The sequence below is a fragment of the Streptomyces sp. NBC_00285 genome (assembly GCF_036174265.1).
Taxonomy (GTDB): Bacteria; Actinomycetota; Actinomycetes; order Streptomycetales; family Streptomycetaceae; genus Streptomyces.
In genome coordinates this window covers 5,352,335-5,367,750 of record NZ_CP108055.1, presented here as the reverse complement: position 1 = coordinate 5,367,750, position 15,416 = coordinate 5,352,335, and the positions used below count along the sequence as shown (strand labels likewise).

11 protein-coding genes are annotated in these 15,416 nt (G+C 70.6%); 2 read left to right on the top strand and 9 right to left on the bottom strand.

All coding sequences use genetic code 11. The features are described 5' to 3' along the window. Positions 1–71 precede the first annotated feature (71 nt). From OHT57_RS24695 to OHT57_RS24675, 5 genes are all read right to left on the bottom strand, one after another. A complete protein-coding gene (locus OHT57_RS24695; protein ID WP_328748666.1) occupies positions 72–2,153 on the bottom strand; it encodes a copper resistance CopC/CopD family protein in 2,082 nt (693 codons plus the stop codon). Between the two features lie 13 nt (positions 2,154–2,166). Beyond that, on the bottom strand, positions 2,167–2,619 hold the full coding sequence (locus OHT57_RS24690) for a copper chaperone PCu(A)C (protein ID WP_328748665.1): 453 nt from the start codon (positions 2,617–2,619) through the stop codon (positions 2,167–2,169). Continuing rightward, positions 2,616–3,272, bottom strand: coding sequence for an SCO family protein (locus OHT57_RS24685; protein ID WP_328748664.1), 657 nt, complete (start codon positions 3,270–3,272; stop codon positions 2,616–2,618). Before OHT57_RS24685 ends, OHT57_RS24690 begins: the two co-directional genes overlap by 4 nt. Positions 3,273–3,348: 76 nt before the next feature. Beyond that, the gene (locus OHT57_RS24680) at positions 3,349–4,086 is read right to left on the bottom strand and encodes a YcnI family copper-binding membrane protein (RefSeq protein ID WP_328748663.1); all 738 of its coding nucleotides are present in this window, start codon (positions 4,084–4,086) and stop codon (positions 3,349–3,351) included. A 162-nt stretch (positions 4,087–4,248) separates the two neighbouring features. Next, positions 4,249–5,136 carry a hypothetical protein gene (locus OHT57_RS24675; protein ID WP_328748662.1) on the bottom strand — a complete coding sequence of 296 codons (888 nt, stop codon included), beginning with the start codon at positions 5,134–5,136 and terminating at the stop codon, positions 4,249–4,251. Between the two features lie 230 nt (positions 5,137–5,366). On the opposite strand from OHT57_RS24675, the gene OHT57_RS24670 reads away from it, so the two are divergent. Both OHT57_RS24670 and OHT57_RS24665 read left to right on the top strand, forming a co-directional pair. Beyond that, positions 5,367–5,816 carry an ATP-binding protein gene (locus tag OHT57_RS24670; protein ID WP_328748661.1) on the top strand — a complete coding sequence of 150 codons (450 nt, stop codon included), beginning with the start codon at positions 5,367–5,369 and terminating at the stop codon, positions 5,814–5,816. 100 nt (positions 5,817–5,916) lie between these two features. Continuing rightward, positions 5,917–6,789 carry an alpha/beta fold hydrolase gene (locus OHT57_RS24665; protein WP_328748660.1) on the top strand — a complete coding sequence of 291 codons (873 nt, stop codon included), beginning with the start codon at positions 5,917–5,919 and terminating at the stop codon, positions 6,787–6,789. A gap of 76 nt (positions 6,790–6,865) precedes the next feature. Here OHT57_RS24665 and fxsT read toward each other — a convergent pair whose 3' ends face one another. The 4 genes from fxsT to fxsA all read right to left on the bottom strand — a co-directional run bounded on the left by fxsT (position 6,866) and on the right by fxsA (position 14,959). Next, positions 6,866–10,831 carry an FxSxx-COOH system tetratricopeptide repeat protein gene (gene fxsT, locus OHT57_RS24660; RefSeq protein WP_328748659.1) on the bottom strand — a complete coding sequence of 1,322 codons (3,966 nt, stop codon included), beginning with the start codon at positions 10,829–10,831 and terminating at the stop codon, positions 6,866–6,868. A 91-nt stretch (positions 10,832–10,922) separates the two neighbouring features. Beyond that, positions 10,923–12,176 (bottom strand): TIR-like protein FxsC, encoded by a 1,254-nt coding sequence (locus tag OHT57_RS24655; RefSeq protein ID WP_328748658.1) that lies wholly within the window; start codon positions 12,174–12,176, stop codon positions 10,923–10,925. Positions 12,177–12,333: 157 nt separating this feature from the next. Beyond that, positions 12,334–14,727 (bottom strand): FxsB family cyclophane-forming radical SAM/SPASM peptide maturase, encoded by a 2,394-nt coding sequence (locus OHT57_RS24650; protein ID WP_328748657.1) that lies wholly within the window; start codon positions 14,725–14,727, stop codon positions 12,334–12,336. Positions 14,728–14,764: 37 nt separating this feature from the next. After that, positions 14,765–14,959 (bottom strand): FxSxx-COOH cyclophane-containing RiPP peptide, encoded by a 195-nt coding sequence (gene fxsA, locus OHT57_RS24645; protein ID WP_328748656.1) that lies wholly within the window; start codon positions 14,957–14,959, stop codon positions 14,765–14,767. Positions 14,960–15,416 lie beyond the last annotated feature (457 nt).

Here is a 15,416-nt window from a genome sequence, read left to right as displayed (position 1 = left end):
GAGGTCGCCCTCCCCAGAGTCGCCTTCTCCGGTGCCGGTGACGGGAATGGACTGTTCAGCCATGGTGCGGGTCAGCCGATCTGAGCGTTCTTGGAGACGGTCGTCTGGTCGATGTCGGAGGTGCGCACGGTCACGGCGATCTTCCAGTCGCCCGCCATGGGGATCTGGACGCTGCTCGCCGCCCAGTGACCGGTGGTGATGTGGTCGGGGGTGACGGTCAGCGGCCCGATCTTCTTGGCCTCCAGGGTGAGGGCGACCTTCACCTCGGGGATGTCGAAGGCACGGCCGTTGGGCCGCTGGACGTAGACGTGCATCTCGTTGCCGCCCACGCGCGCGGGGTCGAGGTCGACCGTCACGACGCCCTTGCCGTCCGTACCGCCGGTGTCGAAGGACATGTCCAGGGTCAGTGCCCCGGAGGAGTCCGACGCGTCCGACGAGGACGACGAGGAAGAGGAGGCCGCCTTGGTCGCCTTGGCGTCCTCCTCGGTGCGGCCGGGCTCGGTCTGGGTCAGCACGGTCGTGACCGCCAGCAGGACGACCGCGACACCCGCCTCGGCGAGCACCGAGCGGCGCAGCCCGAACCGGTTGGGATCGGCGTCCCGTGACCGCTTCTGCCGTGCCGTGTCCACCGCGGCCTGCTGCCGGGCGAGTTGAGCGGCCCGCTTGGAGCCGCCTGCGCCCTTGGAATCACCGGTGCCCTTGGAGCCGGCCTCCTTGACTCCGGCCTCCTTGGAACCGGTGCCCTGCAAGCCGCCCGCGCCCTTGGCGTCAGCCTCCCCAACAGCAGCCCCCTTTGCAACCGTCCCCTTTGCAACCGCTCCCTTGGCAGCCGCCCCCTTGACCCCCGCGCCGCCCTTGGCCTTGCCGGACCCGGAGGCGTTCGCCGTCACCCGTTCCTTCTGCTGCGTCCGCTTCCCCCGCTGCACCACCACGTCCGCGAGCTGTGCGGTCCATCGTCGCGAGATGAACGCGAGGCCGACGAGCAACGCCACCAGCCCGATCTTGACCAGCAGCAGCTGTCCGTACCGGGTGTCGGTGAACGCCGACCAGGAGCCGAGCTGGCGCCAGGACTGGTAGACGCCGGTCACGACCAGCGCGACCACGCTGCCGAAGGCGACCTGGGAGAACCGTCGTACGGCGGCCGACTCGATCGGCGCGTCGGAGCGGTACAGCGCGACGAGCAGCGCGGTCAGTCCGCCGAGCCAGGTGGCGACGGCCAGCAGGTGGACGACGTCGACGGGCATCGCGATGCCGGCCTGGAGCCCGACCGAGGCGTGCTCGGCCATCGCCCAGCTCGCCGCCAGCCCGGCCGCGACGACCGTCCCGCCGATCGCGAGACCGAAGGTGAGGTCCCGCTTCTCCTCCTCGTCGCGCTTGTCGTAGGCCCCGAAGAGCACGGAGATGAACAGCGCGGCCGCCGCGAGCAGCAGCAGCCGGGACACCAGGGCGGCGCCCGCCTTGGTCTGGAGCACGTTCCCGAGCAGGTCCAGGTCGAAGATGTCGCCGACCTTCCCGGAGCTCGTGTACGACCCGCGCAGCAGGAGCAGCAGCAGGGTGGACGAGGTCAGGGTGAGCCAGCCGCCGACGACGAGGCGCTGCATGGGCCGCACTCCGGCACCGCGCTGCCAGCAGGCGAGCACGAAGGCGGCGCCGCCGATCAGGACGATGAACCCGGCGTACGACATGTACCGCCCGAAGCCGTACAGCCAGCCGACGATCCCGCCGCCCACGGTTTCTCCGGAGACGGAGACGGTGGTGGTCGAGGGGGCGCCGATGGAGAAGGTGAAGGCGCCGGCGACGGGATGGCTGTCGGCGGAGACGACCTGGTAGGCGACGGTGTACGTGCCGTCGGGCAGGCCGCTGTGGACCTTCACGCCGTACGTCGTGCCGTCCACCGCGAACGGCTTGCCCTGCTGAACGGTCTTGCCCTTGGGGTCGAGCACCCGCAGCGAGTTGTCCGACAGGGCGACCTTCTCGGAGAAGGTCAGCGAGATCTGGTCGGGCGCCTTGTCGACCACCACCCCCTGTTCGGGGTCGCTGCCGGTGAGCGCGGCGTGCGCGGAGGCGGGTGCGGCCGTGGTCAGCAGCAGGCCGACGGTGGCCAGGAGCAGCAGCAACAGGGTCCGGACGCGGGGGGCGATGGTCTGCGTCAAGGTGGTCCCTCCCTCAGTGTCCGGTCTTGGGGATGTACGTCGCCGACTTGACCGGCATCTTCACGACGACGGGGTCGGACTGGGCGAAGTGCAGTTCGACGGTGACGGTGTCACCCAGCGTCGGCTTGCGCTTCAGCTTGTCGAACATCAGATGGTTGGCGCCGCTTTTGAACACGAGTTGACCGTGGGCAGGGACGGGGAGGCGGGAGACCTGTTCCATCGCGCCGCCGGTCGTCTCGTGCAGGGTGACGTCGCCGTCGCCGCTGGTGACCGAGGTCAGCTCGTCCTTCGCGGCACCGGAGTTGGAGATGGTGAGGAACCCGGCGGCCATGTCGGCGGAGACGGGCTGCGGGATGTAGGCACCGGAGACGGAGAGGCGGGCGTCGTCGGAGCCGGCGGAGTCCGAGCAGCCGGCCAGGAGCAGGGCCCCGGTCAGCACGGTGATCGTGGCGAGCGACCGGCTCACGGGTTCTGCCCCTTGATGATCTTGGGCAGGTCCTTGGTGTAGTCGTCGACGGTGGCGTCCTCGCCGTAGAGGACGTACCCCTTGTCGGTCTTCGGGGAGAAGGCGACGACCTGGGTGCCGTGCACCGAGACGGTCTTGCCGGTCTTCTTGTCCTTGTGGGTGGGCTCGATGGAGATGCCGAGGGTGCGGGCGCTCGCCTGGATGGTGGCGAAGTCACCGGTGAGCCCCACGAACTGGGTGTCGATGCCCTTGAGCCACTTGCCGAGCTCGGCCGGGGTGTCGCGGGCCGGGTCGGTGGTGACGAACACGACGGTCAGCTTGTCCTGTTCGGACTTGGGCAGTTGCTTCTTCGCGACGGCGATGTTGCTCATCGTCAGCGGGCAGATGTCGGGGCAGTGGGTGTAGCCGAAGTAGATGAGGGTGGGCCTGCCCTTGGTCGCGGCCCGGAGGTCGTACTTCGCGCCCTTGGTGTCGGTCAGGACCAGGTCCGGCTTCTCGAACGGCTGGTCGAGGACGGTGGCGGCCTTCTCCGAGCCGGCCTCCTCCGAGACCACGGTGACGGGCGAGGAACTGTCGTCACCGCTGCCGCAGGCGGACAGCGTCAGGGTGGCGGCGGCGATCAGCGCGGCCGCGGCGAACGTCTTCTTACGCATATCGAAATGTCCCAGATGTAAGTTTTTTTGGTGCGTGCCGGGGCTGTACGGCCCCGGCACGCGTCCGTGGAACAGGTCAGGCGTCGCTGCGCCGACGCCCGGCGAGCACGCCGTAGGCCACGCCCAGTGCGCCGACGACGATGCCGACCACGCCGAGGACGCGGGCGGTGGTGTCGCTGCTGTCGGCGGGGGCGGCCTCGGTGGCCGCGGCGGCGTTCTCGGTCTTGGCGTCGGTCTTCTCAGCGGCCGTGGAGCCGTGGTGGCCGTCCTCGGTGGCGGCGGACAGGGCGAGGACGGGAGCCGGCGTCTCGGGCTCCTCCCCGCCGTCCTCCTGGACCTCGATCCAGCGCACGACCTCCTTGTTGGAGTACGTCTGGATCGCCTTGAAGACCAGTTCGTCGGCGTCCTCGGGCAGGGCGCCGATGGACACCGGGAATTTCTCGAAGTAGCCGGGCTGAATGCCGGCGGCCGCGCTGGTGGCGGTCCAGGTCACCTTGGTGACGGCTTCGGTGATCTGCTTGCCGTGCAGTTCGAGGGGCTTGGCGAGCTTCGACTTGGTGACCTGGATCTTCCAGCCGGCCATCGGCTCCGGCATGACCGAGGCCAGCGGGTGGTCGGCCGGGAAGGCGACCTCGAGCTTGCTGGTGGAGGCGTTGTCGCGCTCGTTGGGGACCTTGAAGTCCACGACCGCGTAACCGCCCTTGGCGGCGGTGCCCTCAGGGGCCACGCTGACATGCGCGAACGCGGGCGAGGAAAGGATCACCACGGCCGTGGCGGCGACGGCGCCGGTGGCGGCGAGACGAGAAGCCTTCATGGAGTGCACTCCGCTTCGAAAGATATTCCGGTACTGAGGAGAGGTACGCGCGCGCAGGGGTGCCCGATCACTCGGGCAACGTGGAAACACCTGCACGCGTGCGTGCCGCACGACGGCGGTACCTCGAGGTCCTCTGGGATCCCCCGGGTCGCGCCCGTCGTGTCAGGCGGCGAGAACGAACGCGCCGCCGGCCGGCGGACCCCGCCTGATCACCGAGTGCTGGAGTGCGGTGGTGTGCGGCCCGGGCACCGTCGGCAGTGCGGTGCGCTGAAGGCGCGGTCCGGCCTCGGGCGCCCCCGGCAGCCCCGCACGCAGGGCGCGCACCAGCGCGAACGCCCCGCGCAGGGACCGTACGAGCGCCTCTTCCGCGACGGAATGCGCCGAGCAGGTGGACAGTTCGGCGAGCCTCAGCAGCGCCAGGTCCCCGCGCCGCAGGAACCAGCCGGCCGCGACGGCCGCGAGGACGTGACCGAGGACCATCGGCAGGGAGGGCAGCAGCGCCAGGGCGGAGGAGCCGGCCATGGCGTCCGCCGCCGAGTGGTGCACGGCCGACGTGCCCGTGGCACCCGCCGTGCCCGTCGCCCCGGGATAGAGCCGGGCGTCGGTGAGGAGTTTCTGGGCCTGCGCCGGGCTGATCGCCGCGGCGGTGGTCCCGCACAGCAGCCGCGCGGCCTGCTGGACCAGCGAGGCGTCGGACAGGGACTGAGCCGATTGCACGGCCTGCGCCGCCTGTGCCGAGGACGTTGACGGCATCGACGTCATCGAAGCCATCGTCGTCGCACCGTGCTGCCCCAGCCCGAACAGCACGTGCAGCACGGTCTGTCCGGCTGCGAGCAGTGTGGCGATGCCCGCCAGCGACCGTTCACGTCCGGCGAGCGGTGCCACGACCAGGACGGCCCCCAGGAACCCCGCGCCGAGCGTCCACCACGGGACGGTGGCGCAGGAGGCTGCCGAGTGACCGGCCGCGGCCAGCACGACGCAGACCGCGGCGAACACCGCGGCCCGCAGAACCCGGAGATCGCCTCCGGAGCGTGCGTGGGGGGCAGTCATGGCGGGCTCATCATCGCACTGGCCTTATGGACGCCATACGGCAGGTCCACAAGATGACGTACGAGGTGTACGCCCGGAAGGTCACCTGTGGTGCGAACTGCCCCACATACACCGATGAGCGCACCCCGTGCATCCCCCGTATGGGCGGCATCACGTCAACTGTGTGCTTACACCCGGGTGCGGGCGGCAATACGTAACGGTATGTCGAGCCGCGCCCAGGAGGCTGGAGCATGAGCATCTGGTGGTCACTCCATCTGAGGCGCGAGGCTGCGAGCGTCCCCCTCGCCCGGCGCCTGCTGCTCGGCACCATGGAGACCGCGGGCGTCGATCCGGACGTCTCCTACGACCTCTCCCTCGCCCTCAGTGAGGCCTGCGCCAACGCCGTCGAACACGGCGGCCGGCAGGACTCCTCGACGGCGTACCGGGTCACCGCCTACCTCGACGGCGAGAAGTGCCGTATCGAAGTCACCGACTCCGGCCCGGGGTTCACCCGTCCCCAGTCCGCGCGCCAAGCCGTGCGCCCTGTTTCCGACGAGGCCGAGAACGGCCGCGGCCTGTGTCTCATCCAGGAGCTCGCCGACCACGTCCACATCGGCAACAAGCCCGGCCGCCGTGGCGCGGTGGTCAGCTTCGACAAGATCCTGAAGTGGAAGAAGGACGCACCGCTGATGGCGGTGTGAACCGATCTCGTGACTCCGGGCGGTCCGGTCCGCATACTGACCGGTGCCGGTCGCTCTGCCGCCGGACTCAGGGGAACGCCGGGCCGTGGGGGGACTGCCGATGGCGTGGACGGTACGGACGAGGGACGGGCGACGGCTGTCGGTCGAGGAGCGCGGTGATCCCGTGGGCCGCCCGGTGTTCCTGCTGCACGGCACTCCGGGCAGCCGGCTCGGGCCCGCCCCGCGGCCGTCCGTCCTCTACCGCATGGGGATCCGCCTGATCACGTTCGACCGGCCGGGATACGGCGGTTCGGACCGCAGCCTGGGCCGCACGGTGAGCGCGGCCGCCGAGGACGTACGCCTGATCGCCGACGCCCTCGGGATCGGCCGGTTCGGTGTGGTGGGCCGGTCCGGGGGCGCCCCGCACGCGCTCGCCTGCGCCGCGCTGATCCCCGAACGCATCGCGCGGGCCGGCTCCCTGGTCGGGCTCGCCCCGCCGGACGCCGCCGACCTCGACTGGCTCGACGGCATGACCGAGGCCAACGTCCACGCGTACGCCAACGCGGCCGCGGGCCGGCACCGGCTCACCGCAAGCCTGGGCAGACGCTCGGTGACGATCCGCGCCGATCCCGCGGCCTCCGTCGCCGAGATGCGCAGCGAACTGCCCGAGTCGGACCGCCGGATCGTCGCCGACGCCGGCATCCAGGCCATGCTGGAGCGCAACTTCGCCGAGGGCCTGCGCCGTTCCGCCGACGGCTGGGTGGACGACGTGATGGCGTTCAGCACCGGCTGGGGCTTCGAGCTGTCCCGCATCACCGCCCCGGTCTTCCTCTGGCACGGCGAGGAGGACATCTTCGCCCCGGTGGAACACACCCGCTGGCTCGGCCGTCACATCCCCGGCGCCCGCGTCGAGGTCGAACGCCACGCCGCCCACTTCGGAGCCCTGCGCGTGATGACCCGCTGCATCGGCTGGGCCTCCCGACAGGACGGATGACGGATGTCGGATGCCGGACAAGGATGCCGGCATCGCGACGGACGCCGGCATCCCGAAAACCCCGCACCGCCGCGGATCACACCTGCTGCGGTTCCAGATCCCGGTCGATCCGGCGCCACGCGGACGCCGCCTCGCTCAGCGGATGCGTCTCGCCCAGACGCTGGACCAGTTCGGTCTCCGCTTCCCGGTGGAGTCTGGTGGCCTCCTTCTCCCGGCCCAGCTCGCGCACCGTGATGGCGAGGTTGGCCATGCCGGCCAGGGTGTCGGGATGGCTGGGCCCGAGCCGTTTGCGCAGGCCGGTCACGGCGAGCCGTTCCCAGTGCTCGGCCTCTTCGAGGCGGCCGAGGTCGGCGAGGGCGTTGGCGAGGCTGGTTCCCGAACTGAGGGTGGCCGGGTGGTCGTTGCCGAGGGCCGCCGCGAGGGCGGTGTGGGCCTGTTCGGCCAGGTCCGCGGCCTTCTGTGTGTCGCCGAGGGCCCGGTGATAGGTCGCCAGGTTGTTGATGCAGAACATCGTGAACGGGTGGGCGGGACCGAAGGAGTTGCGGTATCCCTCCAGCACCTCCTCGACCTGCCGCACGGCCCGCTGTGCGCCCTGCTCGGGATCGGTGGCGAGGTAGTCGGCGGCGAGGTTGAGCCCGCAGGCCAGTTCCTCGGGGATGGAGCGGCCGTACCGGTCGCGGTAGCGGGTGTGGGTCTCCCAGGTCTGCTCGCTCAGCCGTAGCGCCTCCGCGTGCCGGCCGGCCTTGCGCAGGGACACGGCGAGGCTCTTGTCGACCCGCAGCACCTCCGGCACGTACGGGTTGAGCACCTGTCCGAAGAGGTCCCGCACCTGGCGCAGGATCTCCACCGACTCGTCGTACTCGCCGAGTTCCCTCAGGTCGCGGGCGTAGTGGCTGCGGGTGGTGAGGGTGTAGGGGTGCAGCGGGCCGACCAGAGCGGTACGGCGGCGCACGGTGTCCTCGTCGAGCCTCCGGGCGGCCTCGCTGTCTCCGGTGAGGCGGTGGTCGATGGCGAGGTTGTTGGCGGAGCGCAGGGTCCGGGAGTGGTCCTCGCCGAAGATCTCGCGGAACCCGTTGTAGTTGCGCTGGTCCAGTTGGAGCGCCTCGTTGAAGCGGCCCAGTGCCCGCAGGTCGGCGGCCACGTTGCCGGAGGTGATGAGCAGGGACGGGTGGCCCTCGTCGAGGAGCCTGCGCTGCCGGGCCAGAGTGTCCTCGTCCATCTCCCGGGCGGCCTGGTACTCACCCTGGGAGCGCAGGATGTTGGCCAGTTCGAAACGGAGGTTGAGGATCTGCTCGTCGTTGGAGTCCGGGAACTCGGAGCTCCAGAACTGGTTGAGCTGGGTGCCCAGGGTGCGGGCGAGGTGCAGTTCGCCGCGCTTCCACAGGTAGCGCATGCGGTCGACCATCAGCTGCCGGGGCTCCTCCTCCGCGCACTCCCGGATGTTGGAGGGGACGAGGTGCGGCCAGATCACCTCGAACTCGGGCCACTTGGCGGGGTCGTCCACCGCGTCCTCGGAGGGCCGGATGGCGGCGAGGATGCGGTGCACCTCGTGGACGGTCTCCTCGGCCACGTCGGCGGCCATGCTGTCGCGCACAGCGGCCTGCACCAGCCGGTGCACCTGGATGGAGTTGTCGGTGGAGTCCACCTTGGCCAGCGCGAACCGGTTCAGCGCCTGGGTGACCTTGCCGAGCATGTACCGGGCGCGCAGATCCTTGTCGTACGGGAGCAGTGCCCTGATCATCGCGTCGCTGCCGACGAGGGCCATCGAGATCGGCTCGGCGGCCAGGAAGCTGCACAGTTCGAGCAGCCGGGCCGCCGCCGGGGACTCGTGACGCATCCGGGTCACGGAGATGTTCCAGGTGGCGCCCACGGAGGACGGGTACTCCACGGCGTTGACGGCGGCCTGGACCGACAGAACCTGGGTGCTCTGCTCGCGCAGCTGTTCTATGTACTCGCCGACGGGGGTGGCCGTCGTGGCCAGCCAGGCCGCCGCGACCTCGATCGCCAGGGGCAGGTCGCCCACCGCGTCGGCCACCAGGGCCGCGTCCTCCTCGCGCAGCCCCGGCACGCGCGCGGTCAGGTGCTCCACGCTCTCCTCCCGGGTGAAGACCTCGACCTCCACGGTCCGGACCCGGGTCGTGGCCGGCTTGGTGCGGGTGGTGACCAGGAGGTGGCCGTAGACGTCGTCGGGGATGGGTCCGGTCTGGTCGCTGAAGCGGTTCAGCACCTCGTCCAGGTCCTCGACGTTGTCGAAGACCAGCAGCCAGCGTTTGTACGGGTCACCGGCGCGCAGTGCCTGGAGCGCGGCCACGGCCGCCTCGGACACGTCGTCGCCGATGCCGGGGGCGAGCCGTCGGCCGAGGTCGGCGAGTTTGGGGGCGACCAGGTCGGGCTGTTCGGCGTCGACCCACCACACCAGGTCGTAGTCGGGCTTGAAACGGTTGGCGTACTCGCGGGCCAGCTGGGTCTTGCCCACGCCGCCGAGCCCGTGCAGCACCTGCGGCAGCCGTTCCCCGGTGGCGCCGGTGACGAACTGGCGGCGCACCTGTTCGAGGATCGAGGAGCGGCCGGTGAAGAACGGGTAGCGGGGCTGGACGTTGGAGACACTGGTGCTGCTGTTGGGGAAGCGCGCACCGTGCGGGCGTGCGGCCGGCTGCGGTGAGCTGGGCCGGCCCAGACCGGTGAGCAGTGTGGTCGCGGCCGTCTCCTCGTCCAGCCGGGCCAGATCGAGGGTGCCGCCGCGGCTGGCGTACGGGATCTGCTGCACGTCCCCGACCCGCAGGGCGACCGGCTGGTGCTTGTGCGAACCTCCCGAGTGCACGGTGGCCTCCCAGGCGGCCCGTGCCGTGCGGGAGCCGAGGAAGGCGGGCGAGACCACGGCGAGCGCCCGCTGCGAGCCGCCGGACAGGGCCTCGCCGCCGACCTCCAGGGTCGTCATCGACCGCAGGTCCTGGGAGACCACCTCGAAGCGCGCCTCGCGCAGCACGGCCTCCAGCCAGTCCACCCACATCCGGTCCTCGGAGACGTACTGGAGCAGCAGTTTCGACGGCGGCAGCGGGCGGCGGCGGGTGTAGGCGGAGACGTACTGGTTGCGTTTGACCTCGTTGAGGGGCGGCAGGGAGCTCACCCGGCCTGCGGTGACGACGTGGGTCAGCCGTTCGCAGGCGGTCAGCATGGAACTGGCGACCTTGGGCGGGTCGCCGAACGGGGCGAGGATCTCCTCGTAGGCGTAGTAGGGGCGGTAGGGGATCTCCATCGACCCCCAGTAGGCGGTGAGCTGTTCGGGGTCCAGGCCGCTGGGCAGGCCGTCGAAGCGTTCGCGCGCCAGGGCCCGGCCCGCGTCGACCTTGTCCTTCTCGCCGTCGTCGATGCGCATGGCGACCGGCAGGATGCGGATGCCCTTCTCGCCGTACCGCTCCTCGATGTCCTGGGCGACCGTGGCGGCGCCCTCGATGCTCTGGTCGCTGAGGGTGTAGCAGACCACCAGGGTGCTGGGCATCTGCACGGTGCAGATGTCGGCGAGGTCGCTGTGGCCGGTGCGGCTGTCGATCAGGGTGAAGTCGTAGTACTGCTCCATGTCGGAGCGCATCGCGTCGAAGAACTGGCCGCCGCCGTAGCTGCTGTAGAAGCGGTCCCAGTCCATGTTGCCGACGATCGGGTAGTCCCGGTGCCGCATGCCGGCCGACAGGAAGTCGAGGCTGCCGCGTTCCGGGAAGGTCCAGTCCAGGGAGATGGCGTGGGGGCGTACGCGGGCGTAGAGCCGGTGCCAGTCCGGCGCGCGGTCGGGGAGGTCGCGCAGGGCCTCGCGGCGGTAGTCGTCTATGAGGTTGATCAGGCCGGGTGTCTCCCGCAGTAAGGAGGGCTTCAGGAACGGGTGGAAGAACCTGTGCAGGCCCGGCGCCTCCAGGTCCCAGTCGACGGCCAGCACGCGATACCCGTTGGCGGCCAGGATCCAGGCGACGTTGGCGAGTGCCATCGTGCGTCCGGTCCCGCCCTTGTACGAGTAGAAGGTGATCACTGAGCCCTTGCGGTTCTCGATCATGGAGCCCTCCGCTGTGTCGGCCTTGCTCTTCCCTCGTGCCGTGTCCACCGGGTCCTGCGGGCGGGTCCGCGCAGGTGCCCCGGCGTCGCGCTCAGACGTGGTATCCCAGCCTGGGCAGCCGCGGGGGATCGGTGGGTGGCCCCTTCGGCGGATAGGTCTTCGCATGGGTCTCGTAGTAGTTGACCGCCTGTCGTACGGCCTTCTGCAGTTCGAGCTGGAACGCTTCGAGGGTGCGTATCGCGCCGCCCGGCGACCGGTGGCCCGAGCCCACCACCTGTCGTGCGGCCAGCACTTGGTCGGTGAGCTCCTGCAACTGCCGGTCCCGTTCCGGGGGGATCGCGTCGTCCCGGTGCTGGGGGATCATCACGCTGATCCAGGGGCGCTGCTGCTCGGCCAGCTGCGCCATGAGTCCCTTCACGCGCGGGGAGTCCAGAGCCCACCGGTCGAGCAGCAGCAGGGCGGGCGTGTTGGGCGGGCCCAGGGTGAGGAGGCGGTCGGGTTCGTTCTCGAAGTCGCTGACGGTGACCCGGTAGTTCATCGCCCTGACGAGGTCGGCGGCGTGCTCCGCGAGGGAGCGGGTCGACACCGGGTGGTACGGGTTCCACTCCAGCGCGGTGTCCCCGTAGTAGTCGGGCGCCCGGCCCGGGGGCAGGTCCGAACGGGAGCGGGCTATCACCGTGACGTCGAACGCGGGCGGGTGAGCGCCGTCCCCGAAGGCGCTGGGCAGTGACTCGTACTGCCGGTAGACCTGCCCCTCCCCCAGATCTATGGCTCGGCTGGCGCGCACGATCCGTTGGGCGAGTCGGTAGACGGCGAGTTCGTACTGGTCCTTGAGATAGCTGAGTTTGGTGAGCCCGTAGAACCCCTCCGCCGCGTAGTCGTCCCCGAAGTCCGCGTGCTGGAACTGCAGGTCCTTGGCCACCTGGGGGAGTTGGGCGAGTTCGACGGGCACCCATAACGCCGGGACGATGGCGCTCTCGCGCGATTCCCCGCGCAGGGTGCGGCGGTAGATCTCCCGCTGCGAGAACGCCCACCACTCACGGCCGCACTGTTCACTGATGAAGTACCGGGGTGAGTACAGCGGTACGAACACCTGACACCGGGCCAGGTTCTCCGACAACTCGTCCGTCCACCGCGTTCCGAGCGCGATCCCCTGGTCCAGGAAACCGGCCCTGGCGCCCATCGGTAACGACGTCATCTCCAGGATGTGCGCGCACAAACCGTCGTACAGCTTCTTCACCCACGCGTTGGGGCCGGCGATCTCGGAGTCGTTCCGCGGTGTGTGCGCGTAACTGAGAAAGAAGTACGGCCGCCCACTCCTGGGATCCTCTGCGTCCCCTCGCACGAATACCCCCGATACGCCGCCCGACGGAGCCTCAGTGTAGGAACGACCACCTCATCAGCGGAACGGGGCGGTGAACTCGACTATTACGCAGCCGATATGACGGAGTGCCAGTCAGCGTGCGTCGATTCCGTCCACCGCCGGGCCGGCCGCGTGCACCTCACCGCGCCGTACGCCCCCTGTGGTCCGCCGCTGTTCTTCGAGCGCTGATCAGCGCGTCGGGACTCACCGGGTCCGTCAGTCGCGTTGAGACGGTCTCCCCCATGGCCGTCACGAAGCGCTCCCCCAGTTCCGTCAGGGCGCCGGAGCCGGCCAGGGTGTCCACCGCCTCCGCGGTCTGCTCGCGCCATCGGGCGAACCGGACCTCGGCATCACGCGCTTCGGCGCCGCTCGCGGTCCACCGACGGGCACGCCAGTAGTCGACCACGGCGATGTGTGCGTACGTCCCCTGCAACAGCCCTTCCAACGGGCGCGGATCGGGGCGCCAGGGGGCGTAGAACAGCTCCTCGCAGCCGGGGTCGTAGAGGTCCGTGAGATCGAGTACGGCACCGAGCTTGACGTGCTGGAACTCGTGGACCAGCAGACATGCCAGGGTCTCGGGCGTGCCCGGCCGGGCGATGGCGACGGCGCCGAAGGCGTCCCGGGCCGCCGAGCTGATGTCCGCGCCCGCGGAGGCCTCCCGCAACGGGGTGACCATGCTCAGGCCCGCGGCGAGCCCGGGCGCGTATGCGGGCAGTTCACGCCGGATCCACTCCCATGCGGCGGCGAGGTCACCGCGCCACTCCTCGGCCGCCGCGGCGGACAACCGCGCCCGCACGGGGTATCCGTGGGCGTCCCGCCAGGGGTCCGTGTCCTCCAGAACGACGGCCCAGCCCGGCAGTTCGAACCGGTGCCGGGCCAACCACGCAGGATCCGCGGCCGACTTGGGCCCCACGGTGTGCTCGCGCTCCCCGACCCGGACGGTGAAGCTCCCGTCAGCGCCGCCGGTGACCTGCGCCTGCGCCGCGTCGCCCACGACCAGCGCGCCCAGGGTCGGCAGCCGCAGCACTCCCGAACCGGTCGGCACGGTCACGGTGCCCGCGCGCCCGGCCCGCAGCAGCGCCGCCGCCGCGAGCTCGGCCACTCCGCGCATCGCGATCCGGCCGGCCTCCTCGTCGCCGCGCAGCGCCCGCTGCGCCCAGGGACGCAGATAGGGGTGGGCCAGGACCGCGTCCACCGACTCGGGAGCCTCGGCGTCCAGGGCCGCGAGGGTGTCCCAGGCCGCCGTGCCGGTCGCGCTGTGCGCGCTCTCGTGCCAGACGGCGCCGAGGAGTTCGCGGTTGACGCCGAGTTCGCGCCGGGCCAGCAGCTCGACGGCGTCGGCGCCGCCGAAACCGGAGGCGAGCTCGTCGAAGCGCGCGTCGTCCAGGGGCAGGTGCGGCATCGGCATCCTCTGGGCTTCCCTGTCGCGGATCCCGGTGATGAGCTGTTTCAGGTCGGCGCAGTACACGGACGGGTTCATGAAATCGCCGGAACCGCTCCCGGAGCGGTAGCGGTGCGCGTACAGCCCTCCACCGCAGGAGCGGACGACGGGACAGGCGCGGCAGGTCCCGCACAGCCCGTCCAGCCCCTGCTGCCGGGCCACGATGCCGGGGTGGACGGCCATCTCGTCCAGGGAGTTGACGCGAACGTCCATGCCGGTGCCGGGCGCTCCGTCGTACGCCGTCTTCAGCGAGTCCGCCTGTTCGAGCGCGCCGTCGGTCTCGATGACGGCGAGTTCCACCGGGGCCAGCCCGAGGGACTCGGTGAGGCTGCTCGCGCCCCGCAGGGTGCGCAGCACGGAGTCGAGAACCCGGACGCCCATGGGCCTGCCCGCGGCGGTCCAGCGGTCGTGGACGGCCAGCAGCCACTCGCCGTACGAGGGGGTGCCGGCCGCGCGTGCCGGTGGTTCGTCCCAGGTGGCGTGGGGGAGCAGGAAGTCGATGCGGGGCGGGTTCAGTTCCGCCAGGGCGTCGTAGACGGTGACGGGGTCGTTGCGCAGGTCGACCGTGCAGAGCAGGCCGGCGAACAGATGCCGGTGGCGGGGGCTGTTGAGCAGGCCGATGGCGCGCAGGACCCGGTCATGGCTGCTGCGGCCGTTGCGGTAGCGGCGGTGCAGGTCGTTGGCGGCGCGGTCGCCGTCGAGCGAGATGCCGACCTTGATGTCGAACTCCGCGAACAGTTCGCAGAACTTCTCGTCGAGGGTGACGCCGTTCGTGTGGATGCGCAGGTCCAGCGCGCTGACGCCGGCCAGGGCGGTACGTAAGCCCTGCGCCGCCTGGCGGAGTCTTTTCCGGCCGGCGAGGAGGGGCTCCCCGCCGTGCAGGACGACGTGAACGGTGTCGAGCCGATGGGTGCGGGCGTGCTCGGCGATGCGCCGTGCGGTGAGGTCCAGCACCTCACCGGAGATCACCACCGGCCGGCCCCGCCAGCTCTGGTCCGCGTGTTCGAAGACGTAGCAGTGATCGCACGCGAGATCGCAGCGGCTGTGCATCTTCAGTACGAACTGGCTCAGGGGGTGCGGCGACGGGTCCATCAGCGCACGGCGCGTTTCCTGCTCGAGGGGGCAGGGATCAGACGGCCGACTGGAACGCCGCGACCGAGACCCGCGCGGGACCGCGGTCGGGGGTGTCCTGCGGCACGACCCGGGTGAGGGCACCGGACCGGAGACCGTCGGCCCGGGCGGCGAGCCGCACCAACGGGACCCGCTCCCCGGCGGTCGACTGCTTGCCGGGCTCGTCGGCCGAGGTGGTGGTGGGCGTGTTCATGGACGAACCTCGATCTTCCGTGTGCCCGCTGGTCTGCGAATGGACAAGGAACGGTCCACGCAAGGCGGATATTACGGACATCCGGAGCGTCCCGCGCGCGAACACGCTCATGAGAGTGAACAACCCCGAAGCAGGGGTCGCAGGGCAGATATGAAACCACACGGCGACCCAACTGCGTTCCCCCCTGCGTGAGTTGCGCATGTCAGCGCCCACCTCCGGTTTTACGGCCGCGAGAGGGGTCTGAGCGGTGGCGATGAACCCGGGATCGTGCTCGTAGGGAGACCAGGAAAGCCCAACCGGTTCCACCCTCAAGATCTATTTGCGAAGATTTTACCCTATCGGGACGTTTGGGGAACGGCGGCGCCCGCGCGGAATTCACCCGACCGAGGCGCGGCGATGCGCCCGCCCACGGCACCCCCTCGGCTGTGCCGGAATTCTCAGCCCCCGCACAGCGTCC